This window comes from Marinilactibacillus psychrotolerans (assembly GCF_900101525.1).
GTDB classification, from domain to species: Bacteria; Bacillota; Bacilli; order Lactobacillales; family Carnobacteriaceae_A; genus Marinilactibacillus; species Marinilactibacillus psychrotolerans.
On sequence record NZ_FMZD01000008.1, the window covers coordinates 53,644 to 65,676 of the forward strand.

General features: G+C 37.8%; 14 protein-coding genes. 6 read left to right on the top strand and 8 right to left on the bottom strand.

Annotated features, from left to right (window positions below; genetic code table 11):
• Nucleotides 1-3: 3 nt before the first annotated feature.
• Genes purM through purC form a run of 6 tightly spaced genes read right to left on the bottom strand, consistent with a single transcriptional unit; the run spans nt 4 to nt 6,424 of the window.
• Nucleotides 4-1,047 (bottom strand): phosphoribosylformylglycinamidine cyclo-ligase, encoded by a 1,044-nt coding sequence (gene purM, locus BLT22_RS05945; RefSeq protein ID WP_091761594.1) that lies wholly within the window; start codon nt 1,045-1,047, stop codon nt 4-6.
• Between the two features lie 50 nt (nt 1,048-1,097).
• Nucleotides 1,098-2,549: an amidophosphoribosyltransferase gene (purF, locus tag BLT22_RS05950; RefSeq protein ID WP_091761596.1), complete on the bottom strand. Its 1,452-nt coding sequence runs from the start codon at nt 2,547-2,549 to the stop codon at nt 1,098-1,100.
• Nucleotides 2,525-4,756, bottom strand: coding sequence for a phosphoribosylformylglycinamidine synthase subunit PurL (gene purL, locus BLT22_RS05955; protein ID WP_091761598.1), 2,232 nt, complete (start codon nt 4,754-4,756; stop codon nt 2,525-2,527). Before purL ends, purF begins: the two co-directional genes overlap by 25 nt.
• Nucleotides 4,753-5,436: a phosphoribosylformylglycinamidine synthase subunit PurQ gene (gene purQ, locus BLT22_RS05960; RefSeq protein WP_091761601.1), complete on the bottom strand. Its 684-nt coding sequence runs from the start codon at nt 5,434-5,436 to the stop codon at nt 4,753-4,755. The genes purL and purQ overlap by 4 nt, the downstream gene beginning before the upstream one ends.
• A gap of 2 nt (nt 5,437-5,438) precedes the next feature.
• A complete protein-coding gene (purS, locus tag BLT22_RS05965) occupies nt 5,439-5,699 on the bottom strand; it encodes a phosphoribosylformylglycinamidine synthase subunit PurS (RefSeq protein ID WP_087058131.1) in 261 nt (86 codons plus the stop codon).
• Nucleotides 5,700-5,713: 14 nt separating this feature from the next.
• The gene (purC, locus tag BLT22_RS05970) at nt 5,714-6,424 is read right to left on the bottom strand and encodes a phosphoribosylaminoimidazolesuccinocarboxamide synthase (RefSeq protein WP_091761603.1); all 711 of its coding nucleotides are present in this window, start codon (nt 6,422-6,424) and stop codon (nt 5,714-5,716) included.
• A 354-nt stretch (nt 6,425-6,778) separates the two neighbouring features.
• Between purC and BLT22_RS05975 the strand changes: the two genes are divergently transcribed.
• Complete coding sequence (locus tag BLT22_RS05975) at nt 6,779-7,489, top strand: DsbA family oxidoreductase (protein WP_218127245.1); 711 nt, start codon at nt 6,779-6,781, stop codon at nt 7,487-7,489.
• A gap of 361 nt (nt 7,490-7,850) precedes the next feature.
• A complete protein-coding gene (locus BLT22_RS05980; protein ID WP_091761605.1) occupies nt 7,851-8,180 on the top strand; it encodes a winged helix-turn-helix transcriptional regulator in 330 nt (109 codons plus the stop codon).
• Between the two features lie 73 nt (nt 8,181-8,253).
• Here the strand turns inward: BLT22_RS05980 and BLT22_RS05985 are convergent, their stop codons facing one another.
• Both BLT22_RS05985 and BLT22_RS05990 read right to left on the bottom strand, forming a co-directional pair.
• A complete protein-coding gene (locus BLT22_RS05985; RefSeq protein ID WP_091761607.1) occupies nt 8,254-8,604 on the bottom strand; it encodes a putative quinol monooxygenase in 351 nt (116 codons plus the stop codon).
• A 40-nt stretch (nt 8,605-8,644) separates the two neighbouring features.
• Nucleotides 8,645-9,523, bottom strand: a complete 879-nt coding sequence (locus BLT22_RS05990) for a glycine betaine ABC transporter substrate-binding protein (RefSeq protein ID WP_091761609.1) — start codon at nt 9,521-9,523, stop codon at nt 8,645-8,647.
• A 166-nt stretch (nt 9,524-9,689) separates the two neighbouring features.
• On the opposite strand from BLT22_RS05990, the gene BLT22_RS05995 reads away from it, so the two are divergent.
• Genes BLT22_RS05995 through BLT22_RS06010 form a run of 4 tightly spaced genes read left to right on the top strand, consistent with a single transcriptional unit; the run spans nt 9,690 to nt 12,033 of the window.
• Nucleotides 9,690-10,007, top strand: coding sequence for a hypothetical protein (locus BLT22_RS05995; protein ID WP_091761611.1), 318 nt, complete (start codon nt 9,690-9,692; stop codon nt 10,005-10,007).
• Nucleotides 9,994-10,656, top strand: coding sequence for an ABC transporter permease (locus tag BLT22_RS06000; protein ID WP_091761613.1), 663 nt, complete (start codon nt 9,994-9,996; stop codon nt 10,654-10,656). Before BLT22_RS05995 ends, BLT22_RS06000 begins: the two co-directional genes overlap by 14 nt.
• A complete protein-coding gene (locus BLT22_RS06005) occupies nt 10,637-11,404 on the top strand; it encodes an ABC transporter ATP-binding protein (protein ID WP_091761615.1) in 768 nt (255 codons plus the stop codon). The genes BLT22_RS06000 and BLT22_RS06005 overlap by 20 nt, the downstream gene beginning before the upstream one ends.
• Nucleotides 11,401-12,033: an ABC transporter permease gene (locus BLT22_RS06010; RefSeq protein ID WP_091761617.1), complete on the top strand. Its 633-nt coding sequence runs from the start codon at nt 11,401-11,403 to the stop codon at nt 12,031-12,033. The genes BLT22_RS06005 and BLT22_RS06010 overlap by 4 nt, the downstream gene beginning before the upstream one ends.

Sequence of the window (12,033 nt, forward strand, 5' to 3'; positions counted from 1 at the left end):
TCTTTATTCAAACACAATCGCCTCATTTGTATCTCCTGAAGATTCAACAACTTCACCTATTATAGCAGCTTTTTCTCCCGTATGTTTTAGCTCTTTCAGAACTTTCTCAACCTTATCTTCAGAAACGGCCAGTACCATACCGATGCCCATATTGAAAATCTCATACATCTCTTCAGGCTTTAATTGCCCTTCCTTTTCAAGCAATTTAAAAATACCCGGTATTTCCCATGTCCCTTTTTCTATCTTAGCTGCCAACCCTTCCGGCAGCATTCTAGGAAGATTTTCTACAAATCCTCCTCCAGTGATGTGAGAAATACCTTGTATCAATTGTTCTTTTATTAAAGGCAAAACGGCTGAAACATAAATTCTTGTCGGTTCCAGCAACTCTTCCCCAAGCGTTTTGCCGTTTAATTCTTCAAACATCGTTTCCAATGTATATCCATTCTTATCAAAAAACACTTTTCTTACTAGTGAATACCCATTTGAATGAATACCGTTTGATGGCAGTCCGATCAATTTGTCTCCAGCTTTTACTTTATCTGCTGTGAGTAATCCGGATTTTTCTGCTACCCCTACACAAAATCCTGCAAGGTCATACGCAGTTTCTTCATACATATCTGGCATCTCAGCTGTTTCTCCCCCAATTAACGCTGCGCCGGCTTGTACACACCCATCAGAAATTCCGGCAACGATCTGTTCCATTCGTTCTGGAACAGTTTTTCCTGTTGCAATATAATCTAGAAAATAAAGAGGTTCAGCTCCCTGAGCCAGAATGTCATTCACACACATTGCGACACAGTCGATTCCAATCGTATTGTGCTTGTCCTGCTGGATCGCCAGCAGCAGTTTAGTTCCTACGCCATCTGTTCCCGAAACGAGCACAGGTTCTTTAACCTCTATTTGAGATAAGTCAAACACCCCTCCGAAACCACCTAAAGCACCCATAACACCTAATCGTTCTGTTCGTTTTGCATGTTTCTTGATGCGTTCAACCGTTTCGTACCCTGCTTCAACATCTACCCCAGCGTTGGCATAAGCATTTCCCATTGTGCTAGATCTCCTATCTTCTTTTTGTGATTTAATTGATTCTAAAATTTTTATGTTGTCAGTGGAGCACGTTCATTGTTTTTTTCTAGTGTATTCCTGTAATCTTTTTCGTAATCATATAATGGCGTTGGATAATCACCAGTAAAGTAAGCCATACATAAGCCATTGTAAGGTGCGTCAAATTGTAGTCCAATAGATTCTACTGTTCCATCTACGCTTAAAAAGGATAAGCTGTCTGCTCCAATGGTTTCCCGGATTTCTTCCACTGTCTGCTCCGCTGCAATTAATTCTTTCTGATTTTGGATATCGATTCCATAAAAACATGGATATTTTAGTGGCGGTGAAGAGATTCGAACATGAACTTCTGCTGCACCGGCATCTTTCAAGAGCTGTACGATCCGTCTACTTGTAGTACCACGAACGATCGAATCATCAACCATGATCACTTTCTTCCCTGCTACGACCCCGCTGACAGCTGATAATTTCATTCGTACACCTTGTTCCCGCAATTCTTGCGTCGGTTGAATGAACGTTCTAGCAACGTACTGATTTTTCACTAATCCCATTTCATAAGGAATCCCACTTTCTTCTGCATATCCACTTGCCGCAGATAACGAAGAATTCGGCACACCTATCACCATGTCTGCTTCGATCGGCGCTTCCTGTGCGAGTCTTCTACCCATATTTTTTCTGGCCGTATGCACATTTACACCTGCAATATTAGAGTCGGGTCTAGCAAAGTAGATGTATTCCATAGAACAGATTTGAAGCATTGTATCTTCTGTATATTTCTCGATCTGGTAACCATCATCATTTACGATGACGATTTCTCCAGGTTGAACAGAACGAACAAACGTCGCTCCAACTACATCTAATGCACATGTCTCACTTGCCAAAACATAAGCACCATTCTCCAACTGCCCGATCGACAGAGGTCTGAAACCATTCGGATCAAGTGCTCCAATCATGGCATCTGGAGTCAGAATCAAGTAGGCAAATGCGCCTTTAATGGCGTTCAAGCTTTCTTTGATTCTTTCCATCAGCGTGCTTTGTTTACTTCTGCGAATCAGATGCATCAAGATCTCTGTATCAGAATTAGAATGGAAAATTGCACCTTCTTTTTCTAGACCTTTTCTCAAAGTCGTCGCATTGATTAGATTCCCATTATGCGCGAGCGCCAATTCTTCATCATGAAACTTGAACAAGAAAGGCTGAATATTTAAAATACTGTTGCTTCCTGCTGTACTGTACCGAACATGACCAATTGCTGCGTCTCCTGTCAATCGTTCGATTTCTCTTTCATCCTTGAACACTTCTGAAAGCAAACCTAAATCTCGGTGTCCTTTTAAACGACCATGATTATTGGCAACAATCCCCGCTCCTTCTTGACCGCGGTGCTGCAGGCTATGCAATCCAAAGTAATTCAGTCTTGCTGCCTCTGAGTGTCCCCAAACACCAAAGACGCCGCATTCTTCATTTAAGCTTTTGATTTCAGCAACCAAGGAATCGCCTCCTCCCATACCTTTTTTAGTTCATTGGTTTCTAATTCGGTTTTCTCATCTTGTGTTTTTATGACGACTGTTTTTGAATCTGTCACTTTACCGATCTCAGTAACATCTTGATCAAATAATGCTTTTACTGCCGTTGCATTTTCGGGTTTCACTGACAGTACGAATCTGGATGGTGATTCAGAGAATAACCAATCTTTTGGCATATCAACCGTCACGTCCATACCGAATCCTTTTTTAAAGGCTGATTCTGCTAAAGCTACTGCTAGTCCACCTTCAGAAAGGTCATGAGCACTTTGAATCCATCCTCGTCTGATCGCTTCCAATACTTTATCTTGAATGTCCTTTTCTTTTTCAATATCAAAGTCGAAAAGTTCACCTTCTATACGACCAAGCTGCATTTTCTGAATTTCCGTTCCGTTAAAGTCAGGTTTTGTTTCGCCAACTACAAAAATCTTATCCCCAATTTGTTTAAAGTCAGAAGTGGTTACATGAGCGAGTTCTTTGACTAACCCGACCATCCCGATCATTGGTGTAGGATAAATGGCTTCACCGTTCGTCTCATTGTATAAAGAAACATTTCCCGAAATCACTGGGGTTCCAAGTGTTTCACAAGCTTTTGAAATGCCATCAGCAGACGTCCAAAGTTCCCAGAATACTTCTGGTTTATCCGGATTTCCGTAATTCAGACAATCTGTAATCGCTAGTGGTTCTCCTCCGCTTGCTACAATATTCCTTGCTGCTTCTGCGACAGCCATCTGTCCGCCTCTTTCCGGGTTCAGATAAAGGTATCTGGCATTGCAGTCTGTCGTCATTGCTAAAGCTTTCTGGGTTCCGCGAATCCGTAAGACAGCCGCATCGCTTCCCGGTCCTACGACAGTATTCGTGCGGACCATGGAATCATATGTTTCAAAAATCGATTTTTTCGACGCGATTGTTGGTTGTTTTAATAACTGCTTCAACGTTTCCCCTGCATTGGTTACGACAGGCTCAAATGCTTTTAATGCTTTAAATCTTTTGATTCTCTCTGGCTCAGTGTAAGGTTTGTTGTAGACAGGCGCTTCTTCTGCCAGTGCATCGACTGGCAAGTCTGCTACTTGTACTCCATGATGGAATAAACGGTACTGCCCATCGTCTGTAACATGTCCAATATTTACAGCATCTAATTCATATCTTGAAAACAGTTCTTTAACGCTGTCTTCCGATCCTGCCTTCACACAGATTAGCATGCGTTCCTGTGATTCGGACAGCATCATTTCATAAGGCGTCATATTGGTTTCACGTTGCGGGACATCATCTAGATTCAGTACCATGCCGCTTCCCGCTTTTGAAGCCATTTCTGAACTGGATGAAACAAGACCGGCAGCACCCATATCCTGGATTCCGATCAATATATCCTGATAGTTCTGGATCAGTTCCAGACAAGCTTCCATCAATAATTTTTCCATAAATGGATCTCCAACTTGAACCGCTGAACGTTCAGATTCTTCTCCATCACTGAATTCTTCGGAGGCAAATGTGGCTCCATGAATACCATCTCGACCTGTTTTGGCGCCTACATACATAATCGTATTGCCGACACCTTTTGCCTGGCCTTTTTGAATGTCTTTATGGTCGATCAAGCCCACACACATCGCATTGACTAGTGGGTTTCCTTTGTATACTGGGTCAAACCCGATTTCGCCGCCGACAGTCGGGATTCCAATACAGTTTCCGTATCCACCAATTCCAGCTACGACTTCTTCCAGCAAGTATTTTGTCCGTTCATTGTCTAATTCGCCAAAGCGAAGTGAATCCAGTAATGCGATTGGACGCGCACCCATACTGAAAATATCGCGGATGATTCCGCCAACTCCAGTAGCTGCTCCTTCATAAGGTTCAACGGCAGAAGGATGATTATGGCTTTCTGCTTTGAAGACAACTGCCTGTCCATCACCGATATCAACAATTCCGGCTCCTTCTCCAGGACCTTGTAAAACTTGTGGACCGCTAGTTGGAAACTTACGTAAAACTGGTTTAGAATTTTTGTAAGAACAATGCTCACTCCACATCACTGAAAACAGTCCAGTTTCCGTATAATTCGGTAAGCGTCCCAGAATATCTTCTGAGATCATGCGATATTCTTCGTCCGTTAAGCCCCATTCTGCATAGATACGCTGTTCTTTAACGGTTTGTGCTGTCGGTTCCTGAATGGTTTTCATACGTTAGCGGTCTCCTTTACAAAGTTCTTGATCATGGACTGAAAGAACCTTAAGCCGTCACTTGAGCCAAGCAATTCTTCTGTTGCTCGTTCAGGATGTGGCATCATACCCAGTACATTTCCCTTTTTGTTGATGATTCCTGCAATATCTGCTACTGAACCATTAGGATTCTCTGACGCATAGGTGAAGACGATCTGATTATTTCTTTCCAGTTCTTCCAAGGTTTCTGGGTCGCAGTAGTAGCTGCCTTCTCCATGTGCAATCGGAATCGTTAATTGTTCGCCTTGTTCATATAATGAAGTAAAATTCGTCTTGTTATTTTCAACTTTCAATTGGACAGATTTGCAGATAAAGTGCAGATGTTTATTTCTCTGTAATGCACCTGGAAGCAAGCCTGCTTCTACTAAAATCTGAAATCCATTGCATGTACCAAAAACTGGCTTGCCTTCTTCAGCGAAACGTCTGACTTCGCTCATAACATTTGAAAAACGAGAGATTGCACCACTTCTCAGATAGTCTCCATATGAGAATCCCCCAGGTAAAAGTATCCCATCAAATCCATCTAAACTTGTTTCCATATGTGAGACGTATTCAGCTTTTTCGCCAACACCATCTCTGATTGCGTGAAGCAGATCCACATCGCAATTTGAACCGGGGAATTGAATAACTGCAAACCGCATAGTTATACCGTCTCCTTTACTGCTTCAATTTCATAACGGTAACTTTCCATTACTACATTAGCGAGCAACTTATCACAAATGGTTTCAATCGTTTCTTCAACTGTTCGGTCTGCTTGTTTTGCTACTTTGATTTCAAAATACTTTCCCATTCTGATATCTTCAATCTCATCGAATCCCATACGATGAACAGCACCGCGTACGGCTTCTCCTTGAGGATCTAGAATGGATTCTTTGTAGGTTACATATACTTTTACGTTATACATGATCAGTTCTCCTTTTAAAGTTGGTTTAAACGAGTCAAAACTTCCTGATAAAGCGGAATAATATCTCCCAGATCTTTTCTGAACACATCTTTATCCAGACGGTCATTTGTATCCAAGTCCCATAAACGACAAGTGTCTGGTGAAATTTCATCTGCCAGTATGATGGATCCATCACTTGTCTTTCCGAATTCCAATTTGAAATCAACTAGTCGAATGTTCATTTTTTCAAATAATCCAATCAACACTTGATTAATTTCCATTGCCTTTTTTTTGATTTCCAAAACTTCATTATCCGTAGCAAGCTTTAATACGCGGACATGATCATCATTGAGAATAGGATCGTTCAATGCATCTTCTTTTAAATAAAATTCTAATATGGGGAATGAGAGTTTTTCTCCTTCTTCTACGCCTAAACGCTTGGAAAAACTTCCTGCAGCTACGTTACGAACGACAACTTCCAGTGAAAACATACTGACTTTTTGTATGAGTTGCTCTGTTTCAGAGAGTTGTTTAATGAAGTGACTATTGATTCCTTTTACTTTTAACTTTTCAAATAGCATACTAGTAATTTGGTTATTCAATTTACCCTTACCGGTAATATTTTCTTTCTTGGCACCATTACCTGCTGTTGCTTGATTTTTATATTTGACCCAAAGAACATCTGGATCATCGGTCTCATAAAGCTCTTTCGCTTTTCCTTCGTAAAGCAACTCTTTTTTTTCCAAATAAAGTTCTCCTCTCAAGAATAAACAAATAAAACACGAACAATTTTCATTAAACAATTAACCAATGTATTCATTTAACTTCATACTAAATATACTCCCTATCATAGTCAACCTATTAGCGAGTATTTGCCATCTTATTTTAATATATAGTTCGCCTTTTAATATACTTAAAAATTTTTAAAAATTAAAAAGCAGATTATGACTAAAAAACCCGAACTATACAATTTATTTTAAAGCATCTATCTCTTTAAATTTATCAAAATTTTTCTCCCTTATTATAAAATTTAATTGTTTTTATGATGTACTCTTGTTATAGTGAACCTAACTTACTTTTAGGAAGAGAAGTGACATTTAATGATGAGAATCGAAGTATGGTCAGATTATGTTTGTCCATTTTGTTATATCGGTAAAAGAGAATTAGAACAAGCTATTAGAGAAACTGGATTGGCCGGTAAAGTTTCCGTCGAATTTAAAGCTTATGAATTGGATCCTACAACTTCTATAGAAGATGACTCGCCGGTTAAAGAAAGCTTGATGAAGAAAAAAGGAATGTCTGAAAGTCAAGTTGAAGGAATGTTTGAAAGCGTAGCAGATCGTGCTAAATCTGTAGGATTGAACTATGACTTTTCTAAAATGAAAAATGCGAATACAAAAAAAGCGCATCGTCTGGCTAAATTTGCGGAGAGCCAAGGCAAAGGATCAGATATAGATGAAGCATTATTATCTGCTCACTTCACAGATAACCTTGCATTGAATGATGACGAAGTATTGTTGAGTATTGCAGAGTCAGTAGGACTATCACAAGAAGAGGCTCAGGCAGTACTTTCTAGTGACCAATATGCAGATGAAGTTGCTCAAGATATAGAAGAAGCGAGAGCAATCGGTGTACAAGGCGTTCCTTTCTTTGTATTAGAACGTAAATACGCGATTTCAGGTGCGCAACCGCAAGCCTTGTTCCAGGAAACCCTACAGAAAGTCGCAGACGAAATGGGGATCAAGCCCGGTTTACAATTGGTCGGCGACAGCAATGAAGGCTTATGTGAAGACGGCAGCTGTGCATTTTAATTAATTCTCAATCAGTCGTCCTATTAAATAATTGAGCTAAAAAGTCGATATCTGTCTGCTATAACAGAAGATATCGACTTTTTTTGATTATTAATTTGATTCTGCTGGCAAGTTTTTTATTTACACTATTTTGTTACAACTCTCAAAATTCAAGAACTGACTTGTGTCCTTACAAAAAGCACTGCATTACCGTATTGCCTATGCTTACGTCTTTCGCTATTTAATTTAAATTATCAGCACATAATTCATAAAAGCGTCCAGTTATTTTTATATAGTATTGATTTTGTATCTAGATTATCATACAATCACTTAAGAAGTAACTTACTTTTCGAAACCTTAAATAACTGAAATGAGGGATTATATGTTAAGCAAAGATGAATTGCCTTTTTGTCCAGTTGCTACCACGGTAGATTTAATCGGAAACAAATGGAAATTATTGATTATGCGCGAACTACTTAAGGGAACCAAACGATTTAATGAATTGCACAAATCAATAGAAGGTATCAGTCAGAAAGTCTTAACGGAAAACTTGCGCAAAATGGAAGAAGACGGTATTATCAGTCGCAAAGCGTATGCAGTGATTCCTCCAAAAGTTGAATATTCTTTAAGTGAGTTAGGAGATTCATTACGACCAATTATTAATTCAATGAGTGACTGGGGAACAAGTTATATTAAAGAAAATTTGATGTAAAAAAGATGATTCAAGAAATATTCTTTCTTGAATCATCTTTTTTATTTAGTCGGTTATTTCTGTTTAACTCTCCTTAACGAGAGTATGTTTCAATAGTTGAAAAATATTTTGAGCCAAATCCATCTAAAATATTTTTTACTTCTTCATTTGGTTCACCATATACAGTACAGCTTGTTACCGTACCCAATGCCATAAATCTGTCAGCAAAATTTTCATTAAAATGTGCTAAGTGATCAGCTGTAGCTTGATTACTTTCGTAGTGTTCTATGGTATGACAAATATTTCCATTTAATGCCCAGTGATAGTTTAACGTTCCGAGTTCTTTTGCTGTACTTTCTACCATTTCTTTTGCTAATTCGCGTAATGCCTCTTCTTTTCCTTCAGAGACTTCTAGTTCCACTAAATATAAAATACCATTTGACATATTATTTCCTCCTACTATGATGTTGTTAAACAATTTTGCATTAATTTAATGATTCAAAATAATCTTGTGCAACTTTTTGATAATCTTCTCCATCAATATCCACTTGAGCATTAAGTTCAATAACTGTTTCTGTATCTAAGTTTTCGTTGATACCATTAATGATTGTTTCTATTTCCGGATTTTCTTCTAGAACGTCTTGACGAACAACAGGAACAAGATTATACGGTGGCCAGAATTTTTTGTCATCTTCTAAAATAGTGAACTCATCGGTATTAGACAATTGTCCTTCTGTCGTATAGGCAGGAGTTGCGTCTGCTTCATCATTCAGTAAGACTTGATACTTCAGACTATTATCGTAAACTGTTGAAGATTGGAAGTTAAACTCTCCATACACCTGTTCCAAACCAGGCAAACCATCTTCACGCTGATCGAATTCACCTTGAGAAGCAAAACGGATTTTATCCGCATTCGCTTGTAAATCACTCAATGTTGTAATGTCATATTCTTCTGATACACTCGTCTTGATTGCAATACCGGCAGAATCATTCGCTTCTGCATATTCAAGGGTCGTTAATACTCCATCTTCTTCATATGCTTCTTTAACTGTTTCTGCAACAGAATCCGGATCAGTTTCCAATGGAAGTTCAAAGATCGTTAATAAAGCTGTACCTGTATATTCTGGATACAAATCTACTTCTCCATTTTCAATAGATTCTGGAATGACTGAACTTGCAATATTCGGTACTCTTTCAACAGTATATCCTTGATCTTCTAATGCTAGAGCATAGAGTTCACTGACTACTAAGCTTTCAGTAAAATCTTTTGAACCAACTTTTATTTCTTTGTTTGACTCACTAGATGAACAACCTGCTAAAAGCAATACAAAGACTGCAGCTAAAATACTTACAATTTTTTTCATAATTAGATTCCTCGCTTTCTTACTCTATTGTAAGTCGATAGTCATTAGTTGAGAAGTACGCACTTTTTTATTAGTCACTTACCTTTTTGTAAGTATCTAATAAAAAAGTGCGTACTTCTTTTATTTATTTATAAATTTATAATGAAAATAGAGAGGAGTTATTAATATGGATTCTCTAGAAATTTTTTTTACAGTCATCAATCATCCTATAAAAATTATGGTTTTAAAATTTATGGAAGAAAGTGAAGGAACAAATGTATCCTTTAATGAATTAATGGATTTCTTTTCAATTGATTGTTTATCCCCAGAGAGATTACTCTTAGTAACAAGCATATGGGAAATGTATAATGATCAATTATTGATAAAAATAAACCATTATTCAGGAACACGATTTGAATTGACCAAAAGAGCACGGGAATTAAATAAAATTATTACTGATTTTGACTACTGGTTAGAATCTCATCAGTTTTATGGAGGAGTTTAATTTGTTGACAGAAATCATTCAATATTTTGAAAGCAATGGAACTCAGTATGCAGAATACCTCATACAGCATATTCGATTAAGCATGATTGCTTTACTGATTGCCTTGATTATAGGAGTTCCTCTGGGATATATCAGCTATAAACATAAGAAGGTTGCTGAATTTTTCACAACGTCCTCTCAGTTACTAAGAATCATTCCAAGCTTAGCCATTTTATTTATCTTAATTCCAATTATTGGTGTAGGAGAATTACCTGCTTTAATTGCCCTGGTCTTTTTAGCTATTCCACCCATTCTGATTAATACAATTCTTGGATTCAATGAAATTCCTGCCATTACAAAAGAAGTCGCTGCAGGATTAGGTATGAACTCAAATCAATTAATGCTCAAAATCGAAATTCCCTTAGCCATCCCTTTTATATTAAATGGGATAAAGTTATCATTAGTAGAGATCATCGCTAGTGCTAATCTTGCAACCTATATTGGTGCCGGCGGCCTTGGAACTTTAATTTTTACTGGCTTAGGATTATACCGCATGGACTTATTATTGATTGGTGGAGGAACCGTTACGATCCTATCCTTATTCAGTATGTTTATCCTAGACTGTATTATTAGAAAGGTGTCGAAAAACCGTGTCGAATTCAGCAATTAATTTTAAACATATACAAAAAACTTTTGGAGCAGAAACAATCATTGAAAATCTTTCCTTTGAGGTAGAAGCTGGAGAATTTATTACAATATTAGGTTCCTCAGGATCTGGTAAAACAACAACATTGAAAATGGTTAATCGCTTAGTTGAACCTGATAGCGGAGTGATTGAAATTAACGGACAGAATATCGAACAAATCAATTTGATTGAATTGAGACGAAAAATTGGATACGTAGTCCAACAAATCGGTTTATTTCCTCATCTGACCGTTGAAAAAAATATTGCGACAGTCCCGGAGCTATTAGGTTGGGATAAAACAAAAACTCAGTCTCGTGTAAAAGAACTGATGGAATTAGTCAAACTTCCTTATGAAGAATATAGTGATCGTCACCCAAATCAGCTATCTGGCGGACAACAACAGCGTATAGGAGTGGCTAGAGCCTTAGCAGCTAATCCTCAGATCATGTTGCTTGATGAACCTTTTGGTGCGGTAGATGCCATCACAAGAAAAGAACTGCAAAAACAAATCAAACTGATACACCAGGAACTAAATGGAAAAACTTTCCTATTTGTCACACATGATATCAATGAAGCCTTTTATCTTGGAGACAAAGTAATGATCATGGACAAAGGAAAAATCAGTCAATATGATACACCTAAAAATATTATTAAAAATCCCGAGACTGAATTTGTCAAAGATCTGTTAGATACCATTTATGAAGAAGAGTCTCTATGGAGGATGTTAAAATGATTGAGTACTGGCGTGATTACCATACAAGATTGATAGAAGCATTATTAGATCATTTACAGTTAGTCACCATATCTATAGTCGTAGCGCTGGCTATTGCGATGGTCGTTATTCTTACTTGTTTAAATAATCAAAAATGGGTAAGTAGTTTAACTTATTTTTTTTCAGCACTATATTCTATCCCCAGCTATGCTTTTTTTGCCCTTTTGATTCCCTTAAGTGGTTTAGGAACCACTACGGCTGTCATTGTTTTATCCTTATATAGTGAATATATTCTATTACGCACATTTTCAACAGGTATTAAACAGATTGACCCTACGATTATTGAATCTGCCAGAGGAATGGGCATGACTGATCATCAAGTTTTTTTCAGAATCCAATTACCTCTAGCCTCTAAATCCATATTCAGTGGTATTCGTTTAGCGTTGACTTCAATCATCGGAATAGCAACCATTGCAGCTACAATCAATGCTGGTGGCTTAGGAACTGTTTTATTTGATGGATTAAGAACACAAAGCATAGTAAAAATTGTCTGGGGATCACTGCTGACAATCTTTTTATGCATTTGCAGTAATGTCATTTTATATTTAATTGAAAAGTTCACTTTAAGAAACTTAGAATTGGAGGACTAA